This window comes from Streptomyces sp. NPDC051064, assembly GCF_044455985.1.
GTDB lineage: Bacteria > Actinomycetota > Actinomycetes > Streptomycetales > Streptomycetaceae > Streptomyces.
Genome location: NZ_JBITFK010000007.1, coordinates 477,872 through 503,380, shown reverse-complemented (window position 1 = coordinate 503,380; position 25,509 = coordinate 477,872). Strand labels below are relative to the sequence as shown.

Annotated in this window: 26 protein-coding genes and 2 pseudogenes; 22 read left to right on the top strand and 6 right to left on the bottom strand. The window is 69.2% G+C overall.

Annotated features, from left to right (window positions below; translation table 11 throughout):
- From ACIBCU_RS26815 to ACIBCU_RS26765, 11 genes and pseudogenes are all read left to right on the top strand, one after another.
- A partial coding sequence (locus ACIBCU_RS26815; protein ID WP_399234546.1) for an NADP-dependent malic enzyme occupies positions 1–792 on the top strand: 792 nt, incomplete at its 5' end.
- Between the two features lie 82 nt (positions 793–874).
- On the top strand, positions 875–1,729 hold the full coding sequence (locus ACIBCU_RS26810; protein ID WP_399234544.1) for a fumarylacetoacetate hydrolase family protein: 855 nt from the start codon (positions 875–877) through the stop codon (positions 1,727–1,729).
- A gap of 570 nt (positions 1,730–2,299) precedes the next feature.
- Positions 2,300–2,674 (top strand): hypothetical protein, encoded by a 375-nt coding sequence (locus tag ACIBCU_RS26805; RefSeq protein WP_399234542.1) that lies wholly within the window; start codon positions 2,300–2,302, stop codon positions 2,672–2,674.
- Between the two features lie 444 nt (positions 2,675–3,118).
- A complete protein-coding gene (locus ACIBCU_RS26800; protein ID WP_399234540.1) occupies positions 3,119–3,712 on the top strand; it encodes a TetR/AcrR family transcriptional regulator in 594 nt (197 codons plus the stop codon).
- A 73-nt stretch (positions 3,713–3,785) separates the two neighbouring features.
- Positions 3,786–4,538, top strand: a pseudogene (locus ACIBCU_RS26795) (SMP-30/gluconolactonase/LRE family protein); the annotation flags it as partial.
- A 560-nt stretch (positions 4,539–5,098) separates the two neighbouring features.
- Complete coding sequence (locus ACIBCU_RS26790; protein ID WP_399234538.1) at positions 5,099–5,797, top strand: nitroreductase; 699 nt, start codon at positions 5,099–5,101, stop codon at positions 5,795–5,797.
- Between the two features lie 151 nt (positions 5,798–5,948).
- Positions 5,949–7,610 (top strand): NtaA/DmoA family FMN-dependent monooxygenase, encoded by a 1,662-nt coding sequence (locus tag ACIBCU_RS26785; protein ID WP_399234536.1) that lies wholly within the window; start codon positions 5,949–5,951, stop codon positions 7,608–7,610.
- Positions 7,611–8,166: 556 nt separating this feature from the next.
- Positions 8,167–9,591 (top strand): MFS transporter, encoded by a 1,425-nt coding sequence (locus tag ACIBCU_RS26780; RefSeq protein WP_399234534.1) that lies wholly within the window; start codon positions 8,167–8,169, stop codon positions 9,589–9,591.
- A 330-nt stretch (positions 9,592–9,921) separates the two neighbouring features.
- The gene (locus ACIBCU_RS26775) at positions 9,922–10,668 is read left to right on the top strand and encodes an SDR family oxidoreductase (protein WP_399234532.1); all 747 of its coding nucleotides are present in this window, start codon (positions 9,922–9,924) and stop codon (positions 10,666–10,668) included.
- A gap of 420 nt (positions 10,669–11,088) precedes the next feature.
- Positions 11,089–11,277: a hypothetical protein gene (locus ACIBCU_RS26770; RefSeq protein WP_399234530.1), complete on the top strand. Its 189-nt coding sequence runs from the start codon at positions 11,089–11,091 to the stop codon at positions 11,275–11,277.
- A 4-nt stretch (positions 11,278–11,281) separates the two neighbouring features.
- Positions 11,282–11,755: a tyrosine-type recombinase/integrase gene (locus ACIBCU_RS26765; RefSeq protein WP_399234585.1), complete on the top strand. Its 474-nt coding sequence runs from the start codon at positions 11,282–11,284 to the stop codon at positions 11,753–11,755.
- Positions 11,756–12,096: 341 nt separating this feature from the next.
- On the opposite strand, the gene ACIBCU_RS26760 is transcribed toward ACIBCU_RS26765, so the two are convergent.
- Positions 12,097–12,471 (bottom strand): MerR family transcriptional regulator, encoded by a 375-nt coding sequence (locus tag ACIBCU_RS26760; RefSeq protein WP_399234528.1) that lies wholly within the window; start codon positions 12,469–12,471, stop codon positions 12,097–12,099.
- Positions 12,472–12,572: 101 nt separating this feature from the next.
- On the opposite strand from ACIBCU_RS26760, the gene ACIBCU_RS26755 reads away from it, so the two are divergent.
- The 6 genes from ACIBCU_RS26755 to ACIBCU_RS26730 all read left to right on the top strand — a co-directional run bounded on the left by ACIBCU_RS26755 (position 12,573) and on the right by ACIBCU_RS26730 (position 18,218).
- Positions 12,573–13,064 (top strand): flavin reductase family protein, encoded by a 492-nt coding sequence (locus ACIBCU_RS26755; protein WP_399234526.1) that lies wholly within the window; start codon positions 12,573–12,575, stop codon positions 13,062–13,064.
- Positions 13,065–13,086: 22 nt separating this feature from the next.
- A complete protein-coding gene (locus tag ACIBCU_RS26750) occupies positions 13,087–14,427 on the top strand; it encodes an NtaA/DmoA family FMN-dependent monooxygenase (RefSeq protein ID WP_399234524.1) in 1,341 nt (446 codons plus the stop codon).
- A 625-nt stretch (positions 14,428–15,052) separates the two neighbouring features.
- Positions 15,053–16,501 carry a GTPase ObgE gene (obgE, locus tag ACIBCU_RS26745; RefSeq protein ID WP_399234522.1) on the top strand — a complete coding sequence of 483 codons (1,449 nt, stop codon included), beginning with the start codon at positions 15,053–15,055 and terminating at the stop codon, positions 16,499–16,501.
- Positions 16,502–16,690: 189 nt separating this feature from the next.
- Positions 16,691–17,080 (top strand): transposase family protein, encoded by a 390-nt coding sequence (locus ACIBCU_RS26740; RefSeq protein WP_399234583.1) that lies wholly within the window; start codon positions 16,691–16,693, stop codon positions 17,078–17,080.
- Positions 16,999–17,775: a transposase gene (locus ACIBCU_RS26735; RefSeq protein ID WP_399234520.1), complete on the top strand. Its 777-nt coding sequence runs from the start codon at positions 16,999–17,001 to the stop codon at positions 17,773–17,775. Before ACIBCU_RS26740 ends, ACIBCU_RS26735 begins: the two co-directional genes overlap by 82 nt.
- Positions 17,709–18,218 carry a transposase gene (locus ACIBCU_RS26730; RefSeq protein ID WP_399234518.1) on the top strand — a complete coding sequence of 170 codons (510 nt, stop codon included), beginning with the start codon at positions 17,709–17,711 and terminating at the stop codon, positions 18,216–18,218. Before ACIBCU_RS26735 ends, ACIBCU_RS26730 begins: the two co-directional genes overlap by 67 nt.
- On the opposite strand, the gene ACIBCU_RS26725 is transcribed toward ACIBCU_RS26730, so the two are convergent.
- The 5 genes and pseudogenes from ACIBCU_RS26725 to ACIBCU_RS26705 all read right to left on the bottom strand — a co-directional run.
- Complete coding sequence (locus ACIBCU_RS26725; protein WP_399234516.1) at positions 18,110–18,730, bottom strand: nitroreductase family protein; 621 nt, start codon at positions 18,728–18,730, stop codon at positions 18,110–18,112. The genes ACIBCU_RS26730 and ACIBCU_RS26725 overlap by 109 nt on opposite strands.
- A 239-nt stretch (positions 18,731–18,969) precedes the next feature.
- Positions 18,970–19,707 (bottom strand): NADPH-dependent F420 reductase, encoded by a 738-nt coding sequence (locus ACIBCU_RS26720; RefSeq protein WP_399234514.1) that lies wholly within the window; start codon positions 19,705–19,707, stop codon positions 18,970–18,972.
- A gap of 104 nt (positions 19,708–19,811) precedes the next feature.
- Positions 19,812–20,405, bottom strand: a complete 594-nt coding sequence (locus ACIBCU_RS26715; protein WP_399234512.1) for a TetR/AcrR family transcriptional regulator — start codon at positions 20,403–20,405, stop codon at positions 19,812–19,814.
- Between the two features lie 291 nt (positions 20,406–20,696).
- Complete coding sequence (locus tag ACIBCU_RS26710; RefSeq protein ID WP_399234581.1) at positions 20,697–20,858, bottom strand: hypothetical protein; 162 nt, start codon at positions 20,856–20,858, stop codon at positions 20,697–20,699.
- Positions 20,859–20,958: 100 nt separating this feature from the next.
- A pseudogene (locus tag ACIBCU_RS26705) lies at positions 20,959–21,183 on the bottom strand (transcriptional regulator); the annotation flags it as partial.
- Between the two features lie 51 nt (positions 21,184–21,234).
- On the opposite strand from ACIBCU_RS26705, the gene ACIBCU_RS26700 reads away from it, so the two are divergent.
- The 5 genes from ACIBCU_RS26700 to ACIBCU_RS26680 all read left to right on the top strand — a co-directional run bounded on the left by ACIBCU_RS26700 (position 21,235) and on the right by ACIBCU_RS26680 (position 25,450).
- Positions 21,235–22,371: a tyrosine-type recombinase/integrase gene (locus ACIBCU_RS26700; RefSeq protein WP_399234510.1), complete on the top strand. Its 1,137-nt coding sequence runs from the start codon at positions 21,235–21,237 to the stop codon at positions 22,369–22,371.
- A gap of 75 nt (positions 22,372–22,446) precedes the next feature.
- On the top strand, positions 22,447–23,328 hold the full coding sequence (locus ACIBCU_RS26695) for a HipA family kinase (RefSeq protein ID WP_399234508.1): 882 nt from the start codon (positions 22,447–22,449) through the stop codon (positions 23,326–23,328).
- Positions 23,325–23,708, top strand: coding sequence for a DUF3037 domain-containing protein (locus ACIBCU_RS26690; protein WP_362928726.1), 384 nt, complete (start codon positions 23,325–23,327; stop codon positions 23,706–23,708). The genes ACIBCU_RS26695 and ACIBCU_RS26690 overlap by 4 nt, the downstream gene beginning before the upstream one ends.
- A gap of 202 nt (positions 23,709–23,910) precedes the next feature.
- Positions 23,911–24,672, top strand: a complete 762-nt coding sequence (gene fabG, locus ACIBCU_RS26685; protein WP_037831334.1) for a 3-oxoacyl-ACP reductase FabG — start codon at positions 23,911–23,913, stop codon at positions 24,670–24,672.
- A 22-nt stretch (positions 24,673–24,694) separates the two neighbouring features.
- Positions 24,695–25,450, top strand: coding sequence for an SDR family oxidoreductase (locus ACIBCU_RS26680; RefSeq protein WP_104790556.1), 756 nt, complete (start codon positions 24,695–24,697; stop codon positions 25,448–25,450).
- Positions 25,451–25,509: the final 59 nt, after the last annotated feature.

The window sequence follows — 25,509 nt, the reverse complement described above, 5'->3', positions numbered from 1 at the left end:
TCCGCACCCCGCTGCTTCGAGATCGAGGCACGGCTGCGCGAGGCCCTGGACATCCCCGTCTTCCACGACGACCAGCACGGCACCGCGATCGTCGTGCTGGCCGCGCTGACCAACGCGCTCCGCGTGGTGGGCAAGGCGATCGGTGACGTACGCGTCGTCATGTCCGGCGCCGGCGCGGCCGGCACGGCCATCCTGAAGCTGCTCATCGCGGCCGGGGTCAAGCACACGGTCGTCGCCGACATCCACGGCGTGGTGCACGCGGGCCGCGAGGACCTGGTGGACGCCACCCCGGACTCGCCGCTGCGCTGGATCGCCGACAACACCAACCCCGAGGGCGTCACCGGCACCCTCAAGCAGGCCGTCGCCGGCTCCGACGTCTTCATCGGCGTCTCCGCTCCCAACGTCCTGGACGGCGCCGACGTCGCCGCCATGGCGGAGGGCGCGATCGTGTTCGCGCTCGCGAACCCGGACCCCGAGGTCGACCCGGCAATCGCTCGTGAGACGGCGGCCGTTGTCGCCACCGGGCGCTCCGACTTCCCGAACCAGATCAACAACGTGCTGGTCTTCCCGGGTGTCTTCCGCGGTCTGCTGGACGCCCAGTCCCGCACGGTGGATACCGGCATGATGCTGGCCGCCGCCCAGGCCCTGGCGGACGTGGTGAGCGGGGACGAGCTCAACCCGAACTACATCATCCCCAGCGTGTTCAACGACAAGGTCGCGGGTGCCGTCGCCGGCGCCGTCCGGGACGCGGCCAAGGCTGTCGGAGCCACACCCACCGACGCCCCCGCCTGACATCAGCTCGCTGACCCCCTCCTGGACCGCAGGCTGAGTACTCCGGTGCTCGGCCTGCGGGCAGCCACCGAAAGACTTTTCCATGCAGCTCATGCGCATCGGCCCGCCCGGCCGGGAGCGACCTGTCGTCAGGGTCGACCAGCAGACCTACATCGACGTCTCCGACCTGGTCGAGGACTACAGCGAAGCGTTCTTCGCAGCCGGAGGCCCCCGCCTGCTGCACGAAGCCGTCGCCTCACGCCGCGCCGCCGGTACGGTCCACCGCTTCGGCACCGAACGGATCGGTGCACCCATCGCCCGCCCCCACCAAATCCTCGGAGTCGGCGCCAACTACCGCAGCCCCGGCAGTAACGCTCCTGTTGCCCAGGAGCCGCTCGTCTTTTCCAAGGCACCCAATTCGCTGTCCGGACCGTACGACCCCGTCCACATCCCCCGCGACTCCACGCACACCGACTGGGAAGTCGAACTGGGCGTCGTGATCGGCGCCCGCAGCCACTATCTGCCCGACGACGAAGCGGCCCTCGCCGCCATCGCCGGATACGTCCTGGTCAACGACATCAGCGAACGGACATTCCAAAAGGAACGCGGAGGCCAGTGGCTCAAGGGCAAGTCCGCCCCTACCTTCAACCCCTGCGGCCCCTGGCTGGTCACGCCAGATGCCCTCGGCGACACCGAAAACCTGCGCCTGTGGCTGGATCACAACGGCGTACGCCGCCAGGACGGAACGACTGCCGACATGCTCCTGAGCACTGCGGGCATCATCCATCACCTGAGCCAGTTCATGGTCCTGGAGCCCGGAGACCTCATCAACACCGGCACCCCATTCGGGGCCGGCAAGGACCTCAGCCCGCCGCAGTACCTCACGCCCGGCGACACCCTCACCTGCGGCGGGGACGGACTGGGCCAGCAGCATCAGACTGTCACCAGAGACGACTGAGAGCCCAGCGCGGCCCTGCGTCGATCAGGATCACGATCGTTGCACACCCCTCGACCTGCTGAGGGGCCTGCTTGCGCTAGGCGTGGTCCGTGCGGCCGTCTAACGACTGCTTCGAAGCGACGAGGCCCTGGGCATCGAAGCGACGCTCGACCTGGTGCGCATGTAGCCGCACGGTCTGCTCATCAGCGGCGCCGAATGACCAGACGTCTGCAGGCCGCATAGGATGGTTCGGTTTCCTGGAAGCCGCAGCCGTCCTGCTGGTCATCGCGGCCACGTGAGGGAAGACACGCTCGTCCCCGCACGTTGCGAACAGCCCCCATCTCTGAGCCTGCGCCAACTTGAAGTAGCTGGTCAGGTGGGGTTACGTGATCGTTCTTGAGGATGCTCACGCTGGTCGTGGGCGACTGTCTGCCGCGTAGATCATCTGGCAGGGGGTTCATTCGTTTCTGCCCGTAGGCGCTCGTACGGCTTCTACGCTCCGGTGCATGACTGACCCCGAGATAGCAGAGTGGATCACCTTGCGCCGCGCGCGCGGAGCTGGACAGCCAGGAGGAACGGCTGGTCAAACAGTTGGAGGAGACGCGGGCCGAGCATGATGACCTGCAGGCGGCCGAGCGGGTGTGGCAGCGGGCGAACGAACAGCTCGCCACCGAGCGCGCTGGGGCCGGGCCTGCGTGCGCGCAGGTCGGAGGGCGGGGAGTGATGCTGGTGGTGCGCCGCGAGCCGGGCGTCGAACAGAGCGCGCTGCCGCAGGACTACCAGCGGATTCTCGCCGTGGTCCGTCAGGCGGGCGGTCCGATCACGGTCCGGGCCACCGGCGAGACGCTGGGGGTGGATGTCACGGTCAAGGGGAAACTGGAGCCGCTGCGCGGGAAGATGACCAAGCTCGCCGATCGCGGCTGGCTGCACAAGCGCCCCGACGGCCGGTTCACTGTGCGTCCGTGACCTTCCGCACACGCGCACGGATTTCGCTCGCGGGCCGTAACCGGGGTGTCCTCGGCGGCCGTTGGGAGTGTGACTCTGCTGCCCAATTCCGGAGGGTGCCGGAAGCGGCCGTCGTGACCTGTGCCGACGCCGCTCGCTGAGTGGCCGCGCACGGCCGTGTCCGCTGGTCCCGCGAATTGGGCAGCAGAGTCACTGACCGGTGCAAAGCGCAGGGCCGGGAGGCCTGGCCTTTTGGTCCTGCGTCGGCGGCGTCCACCAAGGTGGTGTGCGAACGGCCCGGGACGGGGCCGGCCATGCGGCCAGACAGGTCGCCCTCTGCACTGTCCGGACTCAGTGGTCGAACCGCCAATTTGACCGGATGCTGCCTCCGTTTTATGGTCGACCAAGTACGGAGGCAGCATCCGTTTTGATGCGGCCGCAGGATCACGGCAGGCAGGAGGGCGCATGAGCGCCGGTGAACAGCGGGGACGCAGGCCCCGCGCGGACGTTCAGCGCAACCGCGCTGCCCTCCTGGAGACCGCGCAGCGTCACTTCCTGCAGCACGGGGTCGGCACTTCCCTCGAGGCGGTGGCCAAGGAGGCGGGCGTCGGGCCCGGCACCCTGTACCGGCACTTCCCCACCCGGGAAGCGCTGCTGGCGGCTGTGCTGCAGACACGCTCCGAGGAGCTGGTGGCGCGCCAGGCGGACATCGATCAGCTCGGCGACCCGGCCGAGGCGCTGGAGCAGTGGCTGCGGGCGATGGAGGAGTACTTCAGCGCCTTCAGCGGGCTGCCGGACCCGCTCATGGCCGCGGCCCGGGCGCAGGAGCCGGACAACCCGCTCACCATTCCCTGCGACATCCTCATCACCGCCACCGACCAGTACGTGCGAGCCGCGCAGCTCGCGGGGCACGTACGCGCGTCGGTACAGGGGTATGACCTATTCCTCGCCGCCTGCTCCATCGCCTGGATCAAAGGCAACGGCGCCGAAAAGGAGTCGCTCGACCGGCTCCGCACCCTCATCGCGAGCGGCTACCGGCAGCAGGACACCCAGGCGTAAACCGCCAGACACCCCGGCTCACTCAGTTCTGATCCACCGGTGTCCGATACTGCAATTCCATTAAGGAGGATATATGAGTCATTCGCCAAGGGTACTGCCCGCTGACGCTCGCCGTATTGTGGCGCAGGGTGGCCTCGGCTATCTCGAGAGCGCCCGGTGGCATCATGGGTCGCTGTGGTTCTCGGACATGACCCGGTGCAAGATCTATCGCCTTTCCCCTGGCGGGCGACCCGAAGTTGTCGCCGATGTGCCGGGACGACCTTCGGGTCTCGGCTTCGGCCCTGACGGGGCGCCAATGGTTGTAGCCATCGACGACGCACAACTGCTGCACCTTGGAAATGCCACACCGGAGAAACTCGCTGATCTTGCGCCGGTCGCGTTCCATCCAAATGATATGGCCGTGGACCGGGATGGCCGCGCATATATCGGTCCGCAAGGGTACGTTTTCGGGGAAGAGCCTGTAGGTGTCCCTCTGGTTGTCCGCCACCCCGATGGCCGGATCGACACGGGCGGCGAGAACCTCATATTCCCCAACGGCATCGCCATCTCGGGCGACGGGCGCACCCTGGTGGTCGCAGAATCGTTCCGGGCACCACGGACGAGGCTCACCGCGTTCACCGTGGCGGACGACGGTGCGCTGGTGGACCAGCGCGTATTCGCTGAATTCGGGTCACCAGACACGGAGACCATCGATGGCATCTGCTTCGACAGTGAGGGTGCGGTATGGGCGGCCTTTCCGTGGATTGGTGAATTTCGCCGTGTCCGCGATGGCGGCGAGGTTACCGACATCATTCGGATCGCCCCGGACACCGAGGCATATCCCGACGGCGGAAATTTCGCTGTGGATCTGACGCTCGGCGGACCGGAAATGCGAACCCTCTACCTGCTCATTTCGGATACAAACCCCGAGCGCCTCGGTAATTCCATGGATGCGACGGGCCGCATCGAAGCCATCGAAGTTGAGGTGGCAGGAATCCGGGACTGACAAAAGGCTCCTGCGTCGGCGCAAAACGAATCCGCGACAGCGGCCCGGAGCGCTTCGCCACCCTGAAGGACGTCGTCGAGGTGAAGAGCGCCGCCCACCGCTGACCCGCCGCCCTCGTGCACGGAAAGGCACGAAGGCGGCCCCGGCGGCACGCCACGTACACCCAACACGCCACGACCACCAAAGGCGAACAGGAAGAGCGCGCAGACGAAGACCGCGCAGTCCCCCGCGCTGCGCCCTGCAGTCTTGCCATGCGCCACCTGCGAGCATCCGCACGCCTGCCGGTACGCACAGAGTGCGTCCTGCACCAGGCCCTTACGACGGCTGCCTCCTTGGGAGGGCCAACCGCACCGCGCCGCGGCCGCCACAGCGATGACTGCGCGCCATAGAAAGGAAACGCCTTGACCGGCACGGAAGCCCCCTTCACCGACATCGCACGCTCCCGGCGCTCCCCCCGCAAATTCCTGCCCGCCCCCTTGCCCCCTGCGGACATCCGCGGCGTGCTCGAGGACGCGCAGACGGCTCCCTCGAACAGCAACACTCAGCCGTGGGCAGTGCACATCGTCTCGGGTGCGGAGCGGGACGCGCTGGCCAAGGAACTGCTCCAGGCCGATGACGAGGGACGCACCTCCTCGGATTTCACCACCGACTACGGCCAGGGCATCTACCTCGAGCGGTCGAAGTCCCTGGCCGCGGGCTACTACGGATCCCGGGGCATCGAGCGATCCGACCGGGAGGGTAGGAGGGCGGCGGTCCGCGAGAACCTGGGTTTCTTCGGCGCTCCTCATGTCGCCTTCCTGTTCATGCCGGCCCTGGGCGACGGGGTGCGGACGGCCGGGGACATCGGTATGTACGCGCAGAACTTCCTGCTTTCGCTGACGTCCCGGGGCTTCGCCGGCATTCCGCAGACCATGCTCGGGATCTATGCCGACACCGTCCGCGCCTTCTTGGACGTTCCCGAGGATCTCAAGCTGCTGTTCGGTATCTCCTTCGGCACGGCCGACCCGGCGGCGCCGGTGAACGCGTTCGGCAGGACACGCATCCCGCTCCAGCAGAGCGTGGTCCTGCACGGCACCCCCGGCGTCCTCGACGGTCAGTAGTCCGCCCGCCCACAGAAGCCACCCGGCGCGTGGGCCCGGGCCCCGCACCCGCCATCGCCCGGGCGGTCCGAGCACGCTCACGCCTTCGGTGCAGGAACCGGCCTTACTCCTCCACCCTCCCCCTCTTCTCACCTCGCTCGGAGGAGTAGCCATGACAAGCCGAAAGATGATCCTGGGCATGCAGTTCAGGGGCGGTTACGGGGCCGAACCCGGGGCCTGGCGGCTGCCCGGCGCGAACCTGAACAGCTACACGGACATGGACCAGTTCGTGCGGTACGCGCAGTCCGCCGAGCGCGGCAAGGTCCAGCTGCTGTTCATTGCTGACACCCCGGTCCTGGACATGGACCTCACCCACCACGCCCCGCGCCAGGCGATCGACCCGCTGCTGCTGCTGACCGTCCTCGCGCGCGAGACCGAGCGGATCGGCCTGGTCACCACCGCCTCCACCACCTTCAACGAGCCTTACAACCTCGCCCGCCAGTTCAAGGCCCTGGACGTGATCAGTCACGGCCGGGCCGGCTGGAACGCGGTAACCACCTCCGACCCCGCCGCCGCGGCGAACTTCGGCAGCCCGGTCCCGCCGCGCACGGAGAAGTACGAGCGCGCGCACGAGGTCATCCAGATCGTGCAGGGACTGTGGGGCAGCTGGGAGAAGGACGCCCTGCTGCTCGACGTCGAGGGCAAGCGGTACGCCGACATGGACAAGATCCAGCCGGTCAACCTGCAGGGCAAGCACGCCGCCTCCCGCGGCCCGCTGCCCATCCCCCCGTCCGAGCAGGGCCAGCCTGTCATTTTCCAGGCGGGCGGCGGCAGTTACGGCCTGGAGATCGCGGGCCGGTACGCCAGCGGCGTCTACGCCAACCCGTACACCATCGAGGACGCCCGAGCCCAGCGTGAGGCCCTGCGGGACGCCGCCAAGCGCGCCGGACGCGACCCGGACGAGGTGAAGATGCTTGCTGGCTTCATGCCGACCATCGCCCCCTCCCGCCAGGCCGCCCTTCAGCGGCGCCGTTTCCTGGACGAGGTCGTCGACCTGGACCAGCGCGTCCGCTACCTCGGCGCCGTGATCGGCCTCCCGCTCGGCCCCGGCCAGCTCGACAGGCCGCTGACCGCGGAGCAGCTGGCCGACGCCGTGCCCAGCCCGCACGACCCGCGCGCCGCACGCGCCCTCGAAGTGGCACGGGAAGGCTGGAGTCTGCGCGACGTGATCGCCCACGGCGTCATCGACCACCACCCGGTGGTCGCCGGCACCGCCGCGAACGTGGCCGACCACATGCAGCAGTGGTTCGAGGCTGGGGCCTGCGACGGCTTCTCGATCGCCCTCGACGGCTTCGACGCCTTCGTCGACCAGGTCGTCCCGATCCTGCAGGAACGCGGTCTGTTCCACGAGGAGTACGAAGGCCCCACTCTGCGCGAGAACCTCGGCGCCCACCAGCAGTACGGCCTCGACCCGCGCATCTCCCAGCAGGCCCGGCCAAGACCACCGCGACGCAGCCCGCCACCGGTGCACCGTCCGGCACAGCCCAGTCGTCGGGCACCGGGACCCCGCAGGTGTTCCGCGACGCCAGGCCGCCGTCGCATCCCCGGTTGCCGTGGTCACTGCCATGGAGGGCGATCGCCCGCAAGGCACCACGGTCAGCGCCTTCACCTCGCATCGCTTGCTCAGCCGATGGTGCTGGTGTCGCTGGACAACTGCTCCCAACTCCTCGCGCTCGTCCACCGCACCGGCCGCTTCGGCCTCAACATCCTGGGCGCCCACCAGGCCGAGCTCGCCACGGCCCTCGCCCGCTCGGGCCCGGACAAGTCAGCCTAGTGTCCCGATTTCGCACCGCCGACCGCTTGATCGGCGAGCCGTCGACCAGGGGCTTGGTGCTCGATGCGCCTCACGTGCTGCGTCAGGAACTCAAGCCCGGCTCACTAGGTCGTCTGGTCACCGAGCGAGGAACTGCCCCGCCTGCCGGGTTCGGTGGCCTCGGTCGCCGCCGAGGCCGACCAGTGCGTCACGGCCGGGGACCACACCGTCCTGTTCGCCCACGTCACCACCACCGAGCCGGCCAAGGGCAGCCCGCGCCCTTTACCTACCACCAGTGTTCCTACAGCACGCACACCCCGCAGGCCACCTGACCACAGGCCGCCCTTCCGCCGCGGAACGCATCTTCCGTGGCCCTTCATCAGGGGCCGGCAGCAAGGACACCCCCACCGTGAAACGCTCCCGCGTCGAACTCGCCAACGTCACCCCCGACAGCGATGGGCCACATCGCAACCAACCTCTCGCACCACCCTCAGAGGATCACCGTCTGGTTCAAGCCCCCCTGGCCACCGGCCGGGACCTTGTTCGTGACAGCGATCCGCCCCAGAGTGGCAGCTCAGTGGCGGCATCGGCCATACCGGCCCGCCCGGCCGCCAGGACTCCCGCAGGGCGCGGGCTCGTCCCCGTCCTCGCCTTCACCGGCATCGCCGTCGCCGTCATGCAGACCCTGCTCGTCCCTGTCGTCGCCGACCTCCCGCGGCTGCTGGACACCACGACGTCCAACGCCGCCTGGGTGATCACCGCGACGCTGCTGTCCAGCGCCGTCGCCAGCCCGATCATGGGGCGGCTCGGCGACCTCTACGGCAAGCGCCGCTTCGTCCTCGTCAGCCTCGTTCTGATGGTGCTGGGCTCGCTGGTCAGCGGGTTCACCTCTGACCTCGTGCCGATGGTCGTGGGCCGCGCCGTGCAGGGCATCGCGTTGGGCGCCATCCCGCTCGGCATCGGGATCATCCGGGATGAACTGCCGCCCGAGCGGCACGGATCGGCGATGGCGCTGTTGAGTAGCTCCGTCGGCATCGGCGGCGCACTCGGCATACCCCTGGCCGCGCTCGTCGCCCAGAACCTCGACTGGCACTGGCTATTCTTCGGCGCCGCCGCCCTCGGTGCGCTGGCCATGGCCGCGATCCTCGCCATCGTCCCCCAGAGCGCGCAGCGCACCCCCGGCCGCTTCGACGTGATCGGCGCGCTCGGGCTCACCCTCGGCCTTGTCGCCCTGCTGCTGCCCATCTCCAAGGGCGCCGACTGGGGCTGGGGGAGCGCTACCACGCTGGGGCTCTTCGCCGCCGCCGTCGTGATCTTCCTGCTGTGGGGCCTCTTCGAACTGCGCGTCAAGGACCCGCTGCTGGACCTGCGCACCGCCTCGCGCCGCCAGGTCCTCCTGACCAACCTGGCCGCGGTCACCGTCGGCTTCGCGTTCTTCGCGGTGACGCTCGTCCTGCCGCAGCTGCTGCAGCTGCCCGAGTCGACCGGGTACGGGCTGGGGATGTCCATGGTCGTTACCGGCGTCTGCGCGGCCTCCATGGGCCTCGCGATGATGACGGTCGCCCCGCTCGCCGCCCGGCTGTCGGCCGCGCGCGGGCCGAAGATCTCGCTGATGACGGGGCTCGTACTGCTCGCCGTCGCGTATCTGACCGGGACGGCGCTGCTGGGCGCCGTGTGGCAGATCGTGCTCGTCGCCGTCCTCGCGGGCAGCGGCGTCGGAATCGCCTACTCCGCGATGCCCCCGCTCATCTTCGGCGCCGTCGACCCGTCGGAGTCGGGTGCGGCCAACGGACTGAACACGCTGATGCGTTCCATCGGCACGTCGACGTCCAGCGCCGTCGTCGGCGTCGTCCTCGCCAGCACGACGCAGCGCATGGGGAGCGCTGCGGTGCCCACGCTGGACGGCTTCCGCACCTCGTTCCTGATCGCGGCGGGAGCGGCGCTGCTGGGCCTCGTCATCGCGGCGTTCCTGCCGGGGCGTACGCGGCGTGACGCGAGGTGACGCAAGGGCCGCGCCCGAGTTCGGGGTCGCTTCCGTGTCCGGGCTGGGCACAGCGTGCGGGGGGCGCGTGCTGTCCGCGCGGCGCGAGGGGGCGCCTGCGCGGCCGTCACCCTGCTCTGCCGGGCCGGCCGCTTCCTTGGCTATCGGGTCACCGTGCGCGACGCGCAGCGCCCGGTGCGGACGCGCTGACCGGCTGCAGTGGTGTCCTCTGCGGCTCGGCCGGGGACCGCCGATCCATGGATAGACCGTCCTCTCCCGCCCCTGCGCGGGCGCCATTAATTTTAGGCTGCGGGCGCTCACTTGCCCGCCGTACCGAAGGAGCAAGACCCCATGAAGATGACCGGCAACACGATCCTGATCACCGGCGGAACCTCGGGCATCGGCCTCGGTCTGGCCCTGCGCCTGCACGAGGCCGGCAACAAGGTGATCGTCGCCGGCCGGCGCAAGGAACTCCTCGACGACATCACGGCTGAGCACCCGGGCATCGACGCGCTCGTCCTCGATGTGGCGGACCCCGACTCGATCGCCCGGGCCCGTGAGACCGTGGCGGCGAGCCACCCGGGGCTGAACGTCCTGGTCAACAACGCCGGCATCATGCATCTGGAGAATGTCCTCGACCCGGCCGAACTCCAGGTCGCCGAGGATCTCGTCGCGACCAATCTGCTCGGCACGATCCGGATGACGTACGCCTTCCTGCCGCTGCTGGGGGGCAAGGACGACGCGGTCGTCATGAATGTCACCTCCGCGCTGGCCTTCGTCCCGTTCCCGAGCACCCCGACCTACAGCGCGACCAAGGCCGCGCTGCACTCCTTCTCCGAGAGCCTGCGCATCCAGCTCGCCAGTGCTGACGCGGGCGTCCAGGTGATCGAGGTGGTCCCGCCGGGCGTGCGCACGACCCTGATGGGCCAGGAGGACAGCAACGCCATGCCGCTGGACGACTTCCTCACCGAGACCCTCGACCTGCTGGGCGAGAACCCCGACGCGAAGGAGATTGTCGTCGAGCGCGCCAGGTTCATCCGCGACGCGGTGGCCACCGGCTCCTACGACGACGTTCTCGCCATGATCACCAACAGCTGAACAACCTGTATTGACCGACGCAGAACAGTAAGGAAGCGTCTTCGGGCTTCGCCCCGGTCGTCGCACGAGGCAACCGGCTCCGTCCTGAGCGCCAACGGGTACGCGGGCGCCTGTCACACGACGAACACCGTCGTGTCGGCCAGGCGGGCGACGAGGCCCGGGGCGACTCTGCTGCCCAATTCCGGAGGGTGCCGGAAGCGGCCGTCGTGACCTGTGCCGACGCCGCTCGCTGCGTGGCCGCGCACGGCCGTATCCGCTGGTCCCGCGAATTGGGCAGCAGAGTCAGTGTGTGACCAAAACCAATGAGCACGCCGAGGACACCGTTTTCCTTGTCTACCAGCGCCGCCTGTCACTGTCCACGAAAACCGTCAATCACCTCGCCGGCCTGCTGCGACGCCACTTGAAGGCGATAGGTTCGCGGTGGCGGATACGGCCGCCCTGAAGAAGATCGCCAAGCGGGACGGCGAAGTCGTTCTCATCGACGGCACCCTCATTCCCACCGTCCGCCGCACCGGCAGGGCCGACCGGCGAAACTTCTCCGGCAAGCACCACCGTCACGGCCTGCACTTCCTCGCCCTGACCGAAGAACGATCACGTAACCCCATCTGACCAGCTGCTTCAGGTTGGCGCAGGCTCACTCCTACGGACCGCCCAAAACCGCTGCATCCGTCCGCACCGTCACCCTCCCGCCTTTCCTCAACCCCTTCTCATCCAAGACCAGACCCGACACACCCACGAGACCCTCTTCACCAGCCCCCGCGGCAGCAACCTCCGCCGCTCCACCTTCAGCCGCCGCCTCTGGGCCCCTGCCACCCGCGGCGTCACTCTGCCCGACGGCACGTCTTGGGACGCACTCAAGCCGGGCCTCACCTTCCACAACCTCCGCCACACCCACAAGACCTGGCTCATCGAGGGCAACATCCCCGACGTCGCCCAGGCTCGCCGCCTCGGCCACACTCTCACGATGACCTCGAAGCGCGCTGGCACCGCTCCCTCACCCAGCACGCCCTGGCCGCCAACACCCGCGAAGGCAATGGATAAGGGGAGCGGTCGGGGTGCAGTCGGTGGCTCCACGCGAGCGGAGTGAACACGGGCGCGGGTGCGCCTCTGGCAGCAGAGGCGCACCGTCCGCCGCTGCGCCCGCCGACGGGGGATCGGACCTCGCCGGCGGCGTACGGATGTCCACGTAGCGGGGCAAAGCCCACTTGTGTGGCTCGCCCCGTTCCGGGCCCGTTCTGACGCAGTTGGGCCTCCGCGCCAACTGCTTCAGTGACAGCAACGGCTCACAGGAGGACGAGATCTCCGCGCTCGCCGTCCTCAGGTGTGTCAAGGTTGCAAAGCGCAGCCGGTGGAAGCTCCTCGGCGCCGGCAAGGACAACGCCCGTATGCGCAGGCCGTCTACGCCTCGCGGAGCCCGGCAACTGATCTTCAGGCGACGGCGGACCCGGCCCGGTCCATCGCGGCGATGTAGCGGGTGAGGGCTTCGCGGTTCTGATCGAGGAAGGCGATGCGCTCGCTCATCTTGTCCCGCTGCTCGAGGAGCATCGCACGCAGCCCGGGATCCGGATCGGCGACGATGGTGCCGCGCGTGTCATCGAGGCACGGCAGCATGAGGCCGATGATGCGCGTGGGGATGCCCGCATCGAGCAGCCCGCGGATCTGGCGCACGCGGTCGATGAGGTAGTCGTCGTACTCGCGGTACCCGTTGTCGAGGCGGCGCGGTGTGATCAGCCCCTGCTCCTCGTAGTACCGCAGCATGCGCGTGGGCACCTCGGTCGCCTTGGACAGCTCGCCGATCCTCATGCACACACCTTCTCATTGACGTCAATGAGAAGGTTAGCAGAGAGATCTCCGGGCGCCCCGACTTGACATTCACACCCATGTCAATGTTCGAAGCTGCGTGCATGCCACACACGCACCCGCACACCGTGACGCCTCAGGCGATGCGGCACACGCTCGCCGGCTTCGCTACGGGCCTCTCGGTCGTCGCAGCCGAGGTCGACGGCCGGCTCGTCGGGATGCCCGCCAACTCCCTGGTCTCGGTCTCGCTCGAACCGCCGCTCGTATCGCTCTCGTTCGCCGATACCTCCACGACCTGGCCGGTGCTGCGCCGCGCGGAGCGCTGGGGCATCAGCGTCCTGGGCGAGCAGAGCGCGCAGGTGCTGCAGGACCTGCGGCGGCCGGCCACCGAGCGGTTCGACGGCCTCGACATCGACGTCGAGCAGGGCGCCGCGTTCGTCCGCGGCGCCCTCGCGAGGCTCACCGTCACCCCGCACGCCGAGATCGAGGCGGGCGACCACACGCTCGTCCTGCTCGAGGTGCAGGCCCTCGACCGGGACGAGGACCAGCGCCCGCTGGTCTTCTTCGCAAGCCGCACCCGCCGGCTCACCAACTGATCACGATACGGAAAACACGAACATGACAGACAAGAAGATCATCCTCGGAATGACGCTGACCGACGGGTACGGCAACCTGCACGGCGCATGGCGAGCCCCGCATGTCGATCCGGACAACTACGCCAACATCGACGCCAGCATCCGCCACGCGCGGGCCGCCGAACGCGGGAAATTCGCCTTCCTCTTCACGCCCGATTTCCCGGCCGTGAGCGGCGATGTCGAGCACACGACGCTCCGGCACACGCTCGACCCGTTGGTCTCGCTCACGGCGATCGCCCGCGAAACCTCGCACATCGGCTTCGTGGCGACAGGATCGACGACGTTCCAGGAGCCGTTCAACCAGGCCCGGCAGTTCAAGGCACTCGACGTCATCAGCCATGGCCGGGCCGGCTGGAACGCCGTCACCACAGCCGACGCCGCCGTCGCGGCGAACTACGGCAGGCCGGTCGCCGAGCGCGAAGAGCGCTACCGGCGCGCCCACGAATCGATCCAGATCACCCAGGCCCTCTGGGGCAGCTGGGAGCATGACGCATGGATCAAGGATCAGGCCGGTGACCGATTCATCGACCCGTCGAAGCTGCGGCCGATCGGCCTCCAGGGTGAACACGTCGCCTCGCGCGGACCGCTGGCGATCCCGCCCTCGGAGCAGGGCCAGCCCGTGATTTTCACGTCGGGCGGCCCCAGCCCGCACCTGCTCTCGCTCGCCGGCCGCTACGCCAGCGGCTTCATCTCCGAGGTCTGGACGATCGAGGAGGCGCGTGCCCAGCGCGCGATGGTGCGCAACGCGGCGCGCGAAGCGGGCCGCGACCCCGACGAGATCAAGTACATCGTGGGCTTCATGACGACCGTCGCGCCGACCGTGCGAGAGGGGCTCGACCGACGCCTCGCCCTCGCAGGCGACATCATCCAGGCGCGCCTGCCGCACCTGGGCGCACTGCTCGAGCTTCAGATCGACCCCCGCCGGTACGACGAGCCGCTCACGCCGCAGCAGCTGGCCGTCGCGCACGCCTCACCGATGGATCCGCGTTCCGGGAACGCTCTGAAGGTCGCGCGCGAGGGCTTCTCGCCCCGCGACATCCTCGCGCACGGCGTGATCGACTACCACCCCACGGTCGTCGGCCCGGGGAAGCTCCACGCCGATCACTTGCAGGAGTGGTTCGAGGCGGGCGCCTGCGACGGCTTCTGGGTGAATCCGGACGTCTACGAAGACGGCGTGGACGCCTTCGTCGACGAGGTCGTGCCGCTGCTGCAGGAGCGCGGCATCTACCCCACCGAGTACCCCGGCACCACCCTGCGCGAAAATCTCGGCGTCCCCGCGCAGTACGGAATCGACCCGCGCATCATGCGCGGAGACACCAGGTGAACGGCGCGATGCCGGGCCTCGCCCCGTAGGCGAAGGCAAGGCCCAGAGCCAGGCGACCGATCGCGCACTCGGCTCAGCCGTCGAGGCCGGCGTCCACCGCTTGGGGTTCACCGAGCGCCACAACGCGCCCGGCCGGGCTCCGGCCGACCCGACCAGCCGGCCGCGTCCGCGGGACGCGAGACCACGACGTCGCGCGGTAGCGGGGCCGTCCTGCTGAATCACTGCAGCGTCGCTGCGAGGTGCGAGACGACCGTCGCCGACCGCGTTCAGAGGGACTTTGCCGGGCAACCGCCGACGCCGTCGTCGACGCCGCGCTGCGCTGCGACCGTTGCGCACAGCCCACCGAAGGCATCTCGCCGCAGGTTCCAGTTCCTCGCAACAGCCGTTCTGGCGACCGGCTTGCGCAGACCCGGGGCGTCACTCCCGCCCAGCACGGCCGCGAGGGGTAGTCGCTCACCCCGGCCGGCAGCGTGCGGCAACGGTACGCCGGACCTGCCGTCGTCAGGTCCGGTCCGATGACCTGCTTCTTTCGCGAGGCTGATCTCATTTCCCTTCCAGAGAAGCGGGTCCGCCTTTCGCGTGTTGAGCTGTAGACATTCCCGTACGTTTCTGGAGGCACTGACCAATGACCACCTTCGTGGACCGCGTCGAGCTGCATGTCGCCGCAGGTAGCGGGGGCCACGGCTGTGCCTCCGTCCACCGGGAGAAGTTCAAGCCGCTCGGCGGCCCGGACGGCGGTAACGGCGGCCGTGGCGGCGATGTGATCCTGGTCGTCGACCAGGACGTCACGACTCTCCTCGACTACCACCACTCTCCGCACCGCAAGGCCACCAACGGTGCGCCGGGCGTGGGCGACCACCGCTCCGGCAAGGACGGCCGGGACCTGGTCCTGCCGGTGCCGGACGGCACCGTCGTCCTCGACAAGCAGGGCAATGTGCTCGCCGACCTCGTCGGTGAGGGCACCACGTTCGTCGCCGCGCAGGGCGGCCGGGGCGGCCTCGGCAACGCGGCGCTTGCCTCGGCTCGCCGCAAGGCGCCCGGCTTCGCGCTGCTCGGTGTGGAGGGCGACATGCGCGATGTCGTCCTGGAGCTGAGGACCGTCGCGGACGTGGCGCTCGTCGGCTACCCGAGCGCGGGCAAGTCCTCGCTGATCTCGGTGCTCTCCGCGGCCAAGCCGAAGATCGCCGACTACCCGTTCACGACCCTGGTCCCGAACCTGGGCGTGGTCACCGCGGGCGAGACCGTCTACACGATCGCCGACGTGCCGGGCCTGATCCCCGGCGCCAGCCAGGGCAAGGGCCTCGGCCTTGAGTTCCTGCGCCACGTCGAGCGCTGCTCGGTGCTCGTGCACGTCCTCGACACGGCGACCCTGGAGCCCGACCGCGCCCCCGTCTCCGACCTCGACGTCATCGAGGCGGAGCTGCGGGAGTACGGTGCGGGCCTGGAGAAGCGGCCGCGTCTCGTTGTCCTCAACAAGATCGACGTGCCCGACGGTCAGGACCTCGCCGAGATGGTCAGGCCCGATCTGGAGGCGCGTGGCTCCCGCGTCTTCGAGGTGTCGGCCGTCGCCCACAGGGGCCTCAAGGAGCTGTCGTTCGCGCTCGCCGAGCTGGTGGGCGCCTCGCGTGCCGCGAAGCCGAAGGAGGAGGCGACCCGGATCGTCATCCGGCCGAAGGCCGTGGACGACGCGGGCTTTACGGTCAAGCGCGAGGACTCCGAGGGTGAGCCGCTGTTCCGCGTACGCGGTGAGAAGCCGGAGCGCTGGGTGCGCCAGACGGACTTCAACAACGACGAGGCCGTCGGATACCTCGCGGACCGCCTCAACCGCCTCGGCGTGGAAGAGGCGCTGATGAAGGCCGGTGCCCGCAACGGTGACGGTGTGGCCATCGGCCCCGAGGAGAACGCGGTCGTCTTCGACTGGGAGTCGACCATGATGGCGGGCGCCGAGATGCTCGGCCGCCGTGGCGAGGACCACCGCATGGAGGCCCCGCGCCCGGCTGAGCAGCGCCGGCGCGACCGGCAGGCGGCCCGGGACGAGGCGCAGCAGGAGTTCGACGACTTCAAGCCGTTCTAGCCTCCGGCGACCCGCGTTGTGTTGGGGTGGGGGGCGCGGTGGCGCGCTCCCGGTCGAGCACTTCCTCAACCTGGAGCACTGGGCGGACATGCCCTCGGGCGGCCACTTCGCCGCCCTCCACGCCCCCGCCTCCCGCGCCTACTACGACAAGTGCCGGGCCCGAGGAAAGACCCAGTGGACGGCAGCGGGATGGCCCTCACGGCGCGGACGGTGACGCGCGAGGCGACCTGTCCGGACTGCGGCGTGGTGTCCGGCCGTGTCCATGGTGGTTACCGGCGGCGCCTTGCCGACCTCGCGGCGGCGGGACAGGAAGTTGCGATCGACCTGGTGGTGCGACGGTTCTCTGCCCGGCGGCTGCGTGCGGTCTGCACCTTTGTCGAGCAAGTGGACGGGCTCACCGAGCGGTTCGCGCGACGCACACCGCGCCTGCGGCGCTCGCTGGCCGGCCGGGGGCCCGGCTGGCCTCGCATCTGTCCATCCCGACGAGCGCGAACTCTATGCTCAGACTCGTACGCAGGCTTCCGGACAAGCAGTTCGACGCTGCGCCCCGCGTGCTTGGCATCGATGATTTTGCCCTGAAGAAGGGGCATGTCTACGGAACGATCATCTTGGACATGGAGACCGGAGAGCGCGTCGACGTTCTGCCCGACCGCACCGCCGAGACTCTCACCGCGTGGTTGCGCGCACACCCCGGAGCGGAGATCGTCTGCCGGGACAGGGCCAGCGCCTACGCCGAGGCCGTACGCACCGCTCGTCCCGACGCGATCCGAGTCGCGGACCGCTTCCATTTGTGGAAGAACCTATGCGAAGCAGTCGAGAAATGCGTTGCTACGCACCATAGTTGCCTCACCGAGCCTACCGAGGACGCATCGGCTTACGCCACTGTCGAGCAGGAGGTGTCGGGGCGGGCGGAGGGGATGCGCGTGATCCGGCGCCGCGAGCGTCACGCCGCCGTGCACGCCCTATACGACAAGGGCATCCCGATCCAGGCGATCTCTGAGACTCTCGGACTTGACCGCAGGACGGTACGCCGGTACGCGCACGCGGCCACTGCCGAGGACGCGTCGCTGGGCACCAGATCTCGCGGCTACGGCCAGGCCCACGCCTACTCGCCCTATCTCCACCGCCGTGGAACGAGGGCTGCACGGACGCGGCACGGCTCCACGCGGAGATCACCGAACTCGGCTTCACCGGCAGCAAGCGGACCGTGCGCCGGCACCTCCAGGAGATCCGGGCCAGCGGCAAACCCGCCCCCGACAAGCCCAAGACACTGACGGTCCGCACGGCCACCTGGCTGATCACCTCGCACCCGGACCACCTCGACGAGAGCAGCACGCTCAAGCTCAAGAAGCTCCTGGCCCGCTGCCCCGAACTGGACGCCGTCGCCGCGTGCGTCCGCTCCTTCGCCGCGATGATGACCGAGCGCCAAGGCAGCGACCTGGAGATCTGGCTCACCAGCGCCGAGGGCACCCAGATGAAGCCGCTGCAGAGCCTGGCCCGTGGCCTGCGACAGGACTTCGAGGCCGTCACCGCCGGCCTCACCCTGGAATGGAACGCGGGCAAGGTCGAGGGCTACGTCAACAGAGCGATTCCGCGGAATCAGAATTGTCAAGCTTGCGGCGCCTTGCCCTGCTGGACGTCGACGATCGGCAGCAGGGTCACGCCCTCCGGGATGTCGAGTGGGCGGGATGTCGGCCAGTCCCCGGGCCGCCAGTGAGAGCAGGAAGTTCTGCGCGTACATGCCGATGTCCCTGCTGTCCGCACCCCGTCGCCGAGCGCCGGCATGAACAGGAAAGCGGCATGGGGGGCGCCGTAGAAGTCCAGGTTCTCGCGGACCGCCGCACTCCTGCCGTCCCGGTCCGAGCGCTCGACGCCCCGGGCCCGGTAGTGGCTCGCGCCCAGGGCCTGCGCTCGCTCGAGGTAGATGCCCTCGCCGTAGCCATTAGTGAAATCCGGGGAGGTCCGTCCCTCCTCCTCGGCCAGGATCAGCTCTTTTGCCAGGGCGTCCCGCGCCGCACCCGAGACGACGTGCACCGTCCACGGCTGGGTGTTGCTGTTCGAGGGGGCCGTCTGTGCGTCTTCCAGTACGCCCGCGAATGTCCGAAGGGGGCAGGGCGGGTGGGCAGGAACCTTCGGGGGGAGCGTCGGGAGCGTGCGATGTCGGTGAAGGGTGATGCGGTGCCGGCAAGGCGGTTCCTCTCCAATTCGCGCAGTCCCCGCTTCGGCCACCGCGGCGCGGCGCAGTACGGCAGGCCACGGAAGGAGGCAGTCGGCGTAAGAGCCGGGTGCGGACGCACCCTCGCGGGTACCGGCAGGCTTGCGGATGCTCTCAGGCAGCGGTGTGCCGGGACTGCAGGCCGCAGCGCGGGGGACTGTGCGCTCTTCGTGTTCGTCTTTGTGTGTTCGTGGCGCCCAGTGCTGCCGCCCTCGTGCGTGCCGTTGGGTGCACGAGTGCCGCGTCGGGTGTCTCAGCGGTGGGCGGCGCGGTTCATCTCAACGACGTCGCCGACGGTGGGGTTGGTACCGAGGGTGGCGATGCGTTCCGGGAGGCTGTCGCGGATGGCCGCGTCCTTGGCGCGGTCGGCCGCGGCCAGGGCTGCGGGCAGTTCGTCGAGGGCCAGTTCGGTGCAGTAGGCGGGGCTGTTCGGCTGCTGGCGCCAGGAGTCGGCCAGCGTGCCGGCGTCGTAGGGGTCGAAGCCGGTGTCGTCCACCAGGCTCATGGCCACCTTCCGCGCCTCCTCGGAGTCGCCGGCGACGGGGATGGCGAGGCGGCCGGGTGTTCCGGCCGGAACGCCCTTGGTGCGCTGGGTTTCTGCCAGGGCGGCGTTCCACGCCTTGACCACGGAGCGGCCGAGTAGCTCGGCGGTGTACACGCTCTCCACCTGGCCGTTGTCCACCGCCTCGATCGGCTCGCTGAGCATGCCGGGGTAGTAGTTCGAGGTGTCGATGACCACCGTCTCGTCGGGCACCGACGCGAACAGGTCCGTCAGCTGGCCCGCCACCCCGAACGGGATCGACAGGACGATGACGTCCCGGCCCTGGACGGCGTCGGCGAGGTCCGCCGCGCGGGCCCCGGACTCCAGCACCTCCGCCCGGACGGCCTCAGGGCCGCGGGCGTCGGCCACCTGGACGTTGTGACCCGCCACGCTGAGCTTGGCAGCAAGGTTCCCACCGATGGCACCGGCGCCTATGACGGTAATTTTCATGATTTGTTCCTTAGGAGGTTGCGCCGCCCCTGGGGGCAGCACAATGTGAGGGATGGGTGGTGGTGCCGCCTGGCGTTGCGGGGCGGAGCGGGGTGCCTGGCGATTTACGCCTGGGTGTCCTGCTGCCGGTAGCCGCTCGCGATGAGGGTGCGGAGCCGGTCGAGCGACTCCTTTTCGGCGCCGTTGCCTTTGATCCAGGCGATGGAGCAGGCGGCGAGGAATAGGTCATACCCCTGTACCGACGCGCGTACGTGCCCCGCGAGCTGTGCGGCTCGCACGTATTGATCGGTGGCGGTGATGAGGATGTGGCAGGGAATGGTGAGCGGGTTGTCCGGCTCCTGCGCCCGGGCCGCGGCCATGAGCGGGTCCGGCAGCCCGCTGAAGGCGCTGAAGTACTCCTCCATCGCCCGCAGCCACTGCTCCAGCGCCTCGGCCGGGTCGCCGAGCTGATCGATGTCCGCCTGGCGCGCCACCAGCTCCTCGGAGCGTGTCTGCAGCACAGCCGCCAGCAGTGCCTCCCGGGTAGGGAAGTGCCGGTACAGGGTGCCGGGCCCGACGCCCGCCTCCTTGGCCACCGCCTCGAGGGAGGTGCCGACCCCGTGCTGCAGGAAGTGACGCTGCGCGGTCTCCAGGAGGGCAGCGCGGTTGCGCTGAACGTCCGCGCGGGGTTTGCGTCCCCGCTGTTCACCGGCGCTCATGCGCCCTCCTGCCTCTCGTGATCCTGCGGCCGCATCAAAACGGATGCTGCCTCCGTACATAGTCGAGAGTAAAACGGAGGCAGCGTCCGGTCAAACCGGCGGCCCGACCACGGAGTGCGAACAGCACAGGGGCCGCCCTGTCTGGCCGCAGTGCGCGGAGCAAGAGCCGTGCGGAGCCGGGTGGGCGCGGTGCCGCACTTCCGGTCCCGACGACTTTCGGCGTCCTGGACCGTGACCCGCTTGTTCGGCCCTTCCCGCGCCGAGCCCCGACCCGTCTCCCGGCCCAGGATGTCAAGAGGTGAGCTGCTGGTGCCCTATGACGGAGAGCAGTTCGAGCTTGCTGTGGCTCTCCGTGCCGGGGCGAGTGGTCAGCACCACCAGGCTCTGGGCACGGTTCTCGGTGAACAGGACCTGGGTGTCGACGTCGATGCGGCCGAGTTCGGGATGAACGATGGTCTTGCAGTCGTCGTAGCTCTGTGCAACCTCCTGAAGTTTCCCACATGCGGACGAACTCGGGGCTGTGTTCCTGGAGGTCGGCGAGGATCCGGGCGGCTCGAGGGGTGTCGCTGTCGGCTGTCAGCGCGGCCCGCAAGCGAGCCGCCTGGGCACGGCCGTGGCGTTCGTGGGTCTCCTCGGGAACCATCAAACGTTCGGCCGGGTCCATGAACCAGCGGTAGTAGCCGCTGCGGGCCAGGCCGGTGTGGCGGGTCTGGTCGCCAAGCAGCGCCACGGCCAAGGGGTTCATCGCGAGAGTGTCGAACAGATCGGTCTGCACCATGGCCGGGGAGTCGTCCAGACGGTCCAGGACCCGCATCAGCGGCGGGCTGACATGTTCGGAGCGATGGAAGCGGGCCGGAGCGTTGTGGCCGATGAGGACGAAGAGATGATCGCGCTCGTCCAGGGACAGCCGCAGCGCCCGGGCCGGCGCCGTGGTGATCTGGACGGAAGGCTGCGGAGCACGCTGCTGTTCCAGCCGGGCGTAGTGCAGGACGGTCAGGAGCGTAGAACGCGTCTTCATATCGTCCCGTACCTGGGTCAGCTGCCGCTCAGGAATATCGCCGCAACGGATCTGCGGACGTTCATCACCAAGCTGGAGTCAACAGTCGCGTCGGTCGACTACCAGCGCGGCATCCTGTCCGAGCTTTCCTCCATCTTGGAAGCGGCCGTCGACGACAAGCGCCTCGCGCGCAATCCTATGCACGCGAAGTCTGTGCGGTGGCCCAAGCCGCCACGGGAGCGGCGCGACGCGTGGCCGATCGCTACGGCACTGCGAGTCCGCGACGCCATCAACCCACGGCACAGGATCGCCGTCGTAGTCGGCCTGGGGTGCGGACTCCGGCAGGGCGAGGTGTTCGGGCTGAGTCCAGAGGACATCGACTATGAACGCGGCGTGCTTCACGTCCGGCGCCAAGTACAGGCGATTCACGGAAGGCTGTACTTGGCCCTGCCGAAGGGGAAGAAGATCCGCACGGTGGATATGCCCCTCTCGGTAGCCGGGGAGCTGAAACGTCACATCGAAGCGTTCCCGCCGGTAGAGGTGGAGCTTCCGTGGGGGAAGCCGGAGGGGGAGAGGAAGAAGGTCTCCCTGCTGCTCACCACGCGCTTCGGCAACGCCGTCGCGGTGAACACATGGAACACCTACACCTGGAAGCCCGCCTTGGCTCAGGTCGGCGTCATCCGGCCGCGTGCCGAGGGGGCGAAAGCCTGGCAGTGGGCGGCAGCCCCGAAGGATGGCTTCCATGTGCTTCGGCACACGTACGCCTCGATCATGCTGGAAGCCGGAGAGTCGGTTGTGACCTTGGCGCGGTGGCTCGGGCGCTCCTCGCCCGCGATCACCCTCGGTTACTATGCTCACTTCATGCCGGAGGCTGGCAGCAAGGGGCGGGGCACCATCGACGGACTGCTTGGGGAGCGGGGAGAGCGGCACGCCAGTCGAAACTCCCCAGATTCTCCCCAGCATCGTTGACCGCCGATTCTCGCCCCTATGCCTCGGAGGGCCGTCCGTGGATTGCAAGGCTGTAGAGATGGGTGGCCTGGGAACATGCTGGAAGAGGTCGTAGCGACCCGCTATGTCACGCCTTTGCGTGAAGGCGGCTCGCTGCCCGGGATCGTCGAGGCCGACGACCTGGGCACGTACGTCATGAAGTTCACCGGGGCCGGACAGGGCCGCAAGACCCTGGTCGCGGAAGTCATCTGCGGAGAGCTCGGCAGGCGGCTGGGGCTGCGGGTGCCGGAGCTGGTGACCATTCAGCTCGACCCCGTCATCGGTCTCGCCGAGCCGGACCAGGAGGTGCAGGAGCTCCTCAAGGCCAGCGCCGGGCTGAACCTCGGAATGGACTTTCTGCCCGGCTCGCTCGGCTTCGACCCGCTCGCGTACGAGGTGGGCACGGCGGAGGCCGGGAAGGCCGTCTGGTTCGACGCGCTGATCAACAACGTGGACCGGTCGTGGAGGAACCCCAACATGCTCGTCTGGCACGGCGATCCGTGGCTGATCGACCACGGGGCGACCATGATCTGGCACCACAACTGGCCGGGCGCGCAGGCCTCCGCGGCCAAGCCGTACAACGCCTCCGACCATGTCCTCGCACCGTTCGGTCCGGACATCGCGGCCGCGGCCGCGGAGCTCGCCCCGCTGGTCACGGAGGAACTCCTCACCGAGGTCACGGCCGAGGTGCCGGACGAGTGGCTGGCGGGTGAACCCGGGTTCGAGACCACGGACCAGCTGCGCCGGGCGTACGTGGAGCCGCTGCTGGCACGTGCCGGAAGCATCCATGAGCGCATCCTCATGGAGGGGCCCACGAAGACCCGGCCCAGCCAGGCCCCCGGATGGCTCACCGAACACCTGACCCCCTGGCCGCATCCCGCCAAGAAGGGCCGGGACGCGCAGGCGGGCGCCGGGAACAGCAAGGACGGCGGCCGATGAGCGAGCGCGATGTCTTCGAGTACGCGGTCCTGCGCGTCGTGCCGCGCGTGGAGCGCGGTGAATGCTTCAACGCGGGCGTGCTGGTGTACTGCCGGGCCAAGTCGTTCGTTGCCGCGCGGACGCACCTGGACGAGCGCAAGCTCAAGGCGCTGGACCCGAGTGCCGACGTACTTGGTGTACGGGCCGCACTGCGGGCGGTCGAAGGGGTGTGCGGCGGCGGCGAGGCCGCGGGCCAGGCGGCCGGTGACGATCCGGGGCGGCGCTTTCGCTGGCTGATCGCGCCCCGTTCCACGGTCGTCCAGCCGGGCGTCGTGCACAGCGGTCTGACCACGGACCCGGCCGCCGAGGTCGAGCGGCTGCTCGACCTGCTGGTGCGCTGATTCCGGGGGCGGTGCCGCCGTCCGGGAGCCACCGGGCGGCGGCACCGCCCGGTGTGACATGCGCCCGGGCGCCCGTGTGCCGTTGACACCGGGTGCCGGGGCTTCTAGCGTCTCGTCTGCTGAAGGTACTAAGCGGTTGCTCAGTTATCGGGAACTTCCTGACGTCCGCTGAGCCGCGATCCAAGGGCGAGGAGAACCAAGCATGTCCACCACCGAGCAGCGCGTCGCCATCGTGACGGGAGCGGCACGGGGCATCGGCGCCGCCACCGCCGTACGCCTGGCGGCCGAGGGCCGCGCCGTCGCCGTACTCGACCTCGACGAGGCGGCGTGCAAGGACACGGTCGAGAAGATCACCGCCGCCGGGGGCAAGGCCCTCGCCGTCGGCTGCGATGTGTCGGACAGCGCGCAGGTGGAAGCCGCCGTCGCGCGTGTCGCCGCCGAGCTGGGCGCCCCGACGATCCTCGTCAACAACGCGGGCGTGCTCCGCGACAACCTGCTCTTCAAGATGAGCGAGTCCGACTGGGACCTCGTGATGAACGTCCATCTCAAGGGCGCGTTCCTGATGGCCAAGGCCGTCCAGTCGCACATGGTGGAGGCCAAGTTCGGCCGCATCGTCTCGCTCTCCTCCTCCTCGGCGCTGGGCAACCGGGGTCAGGCCAACTACTCCGCGGTCAAGGCCGGCCTCCAGGGCTTCACCAAGACGCTCGCCAAGGAGCTCGGCAAGTTCGGCGTGACCGCCAACGCCGTCGCCCCCGGATTCATCGTCACCGAGATGACCGCCCAGACGGCCGCGCGGGTCGGCATGGGCTTCGAGGAGTTCCAGGCCGCCGCCGCGACGCAGATCCCGGTGCAGCGCGTGGGACGCCCCGAGGACATCGCCAACGCGATCGCCTTCTTCACCGGCGATGACGCGGGCTTCGTGTCCGGCCAGGTCATGTATGTCGCCGGCGGACCGCTCAACTGACCCCGGAAGGGCAACGGACACCATGACTGTGCAGGACAGTGGCAAGGTCGCGCTCATCACGGGCGCGAGCCGGGGCATCGGCTACGGCATCGCGGAGGCTCTCGTCGCCCGGGGCGACCGGGTCGTCATCACCGGCCGTGGCGAGGACGCCCTGAAGGAGGCCGTGGAGAAGCTCGGCGCCGACCGGGCGGTCGGCATCGCGGGCAAGGCGCACGACGAGGCGCACCAGGCCGCGGCCGTCGAGCGTGCCATGGAGGCGTTCGGCCGGGTCGACTACCTGGTCAACAACGCCGGTACGAACCCCGTCTTCGGGCCGATGGCCGAGCTCGATCTCAACGTGGCCCGCAAGGTCTACGAGACCAATGTGATCTCGGCGCTCGGATTCGCCCAGCAGACCTGGAAGGCGTGGCAGCGGGAGAACGGCGGCGCGATCGTCAACATCGCCTCGGTCGCCGGTGTCTCCGCGTCCCCGTTCATCGGCGCCTACGGCATGAGCAAGGCCGCGATGGTCAACCTGACCCTCCAGCTGGCGCACGAGTTCGCCCCGGTCGTGCGGGTCAACGCGATCGCCCCCGCCGTGGTGAAGACCAAGTTCGCGGAGGCCCTGTACGAGGGCCGTGAGGCCGAGGCCGCGGCGGCCTACCCGCTGGGCCGGCTCGGCGTTCCTCAGGACATCGGCGGGGCGGCGGCGTTCCTCACGTCCGAGCAGTCCGCCTGGGTCACGGGGCAGACTCTCGTGGTCGACGGCGGTATTTTCCTGAATGCGGGCGTGGCCTGAGACAGGCCTGCGCCGGTTTGGCCCTGATTGACTCAAGTGCCCCGCCGGGCCAGCGGATT

Bases quoted from the DNA above. Each gene is read 5' to 3' on its own strand.
- ACIBCU_RS26800 (WP_399234540.1), top strand. From the start codon at position 3,119: ATGAGCGCCGGTGAACAGCGGGGACGCAGGCCCCGCGCGGACGTTCAG.
- ACIBCU_RS26785 (WP_399234536.1), top strand. From the start codon at position 5,949: ATGACAAGCCGAAAGATGATCCTGGGCATGCAGTTCAGGGGCGGTTAC.
- ACIBCU_RS26700 (WP_399234510.1), top strand. From the start codon at position 21,235: ATGTTCGGAGCGATGGAAGCGGGCCGGAGCGTTGTGGCCGATGAGGAC.
- ACIBCU_RS26735 (WP_399234520.1), top strand. From the start codon at position 16,999: ATGCTCAGACTCGTACGCAGGCTTCCGGACAAGCAGTTCGACGCTGCG.
- ACIBCU_RS26715 (WP_399234512.1), bottom strand. From the start codon at position 20,405: ATGAGCGCCGGTGAACAGCGGGGACGCAAACCCCGCGCGGACGTTCAG.
- obgE (WP_399234522.1), top strand. From the start codon at position 15,053: ATGACCACCTTCGTGGACCGCGTCGAGCTGCATGTCGCCGCAGGTAGC.
- ACIBCU_RS26720 (WP_399234514.1), bottom strand. From the start codon at position 19,707: ATGAAAATTACCGTCATAGGCGCCGGTGCCATCGGTGGGAACCTTGCT.
- ACIBCU_RS26760 (WP_399234528.1), bottom strand. From the start codon at position 12,471: ATGAGGATCGGCGAGCTGTCCAAGGCGACCGAGGTGCCCACGCGCATG.
- ACIBCU_RS26755 (WP_399234526.1), top strand. From the start codon at position 12,573: ATGCCACACACGCACCCGCACACCGTGACGCCTCAGGCGATGCGGCAC.
- ACIBCU_RS26690 (WP_362928726.1), top strand. From the start codon at position 23,325: ATGAGCGAGCGCGATGTCTTCGAGTACGCGGTCCTGCGCGTCGTGCCG.
- ACIBCU_RS26740 (WP_399234583.1), top strand. From the start codon at position 16,691: ATGGCCCTCACGGCGCGGACGGTGACGCGCGAGGCGACCTGTCCGGAC.
- ACIBCU_RS26810 (WP_399234544.1), top strand. From the start codon at position 875: ATGCAGCTCATGCGCATCGGCCCGCCCGGCCGGGAGCGACCTGTCGTC.
- ACIBCU_RS26695 (WP_399234508.1), top strand. From the start codon at position 22,447: ATGCTGGAAGAGGTCGTAGCGACCCGCTATGTCACGCCTTTGCGTGAA.
- fabG (WP_037831334.1), top strand. From the start codon at position 23,911: ATGTCCACCACCGAGCAGCGCGTCGCCATCGTGACGGGAGCGGCACGG.
- ACIBCU_RS26750 (WP_399234524.1), top strand. From the start codon at position 13,087: ATGACAGACAAGAAGATCATCCTCGGAATGACGCTGACCGACGGGTAC.
- ACIBCU_RS26775 (WP_399234532.1), top strand. From the start codon at position 9,922: ATGAAGATGACCGGCAACACGATCCTGATCACCGGCGGAACCTCGGGC.
- ACIBCU_RS26680 (WP_104790556.1), top strand. From the start codon at position 24,695: ATGACTGTGCAGGACAGTGGCAAGGTCGCGCTCATCACGGGCGCGAGC.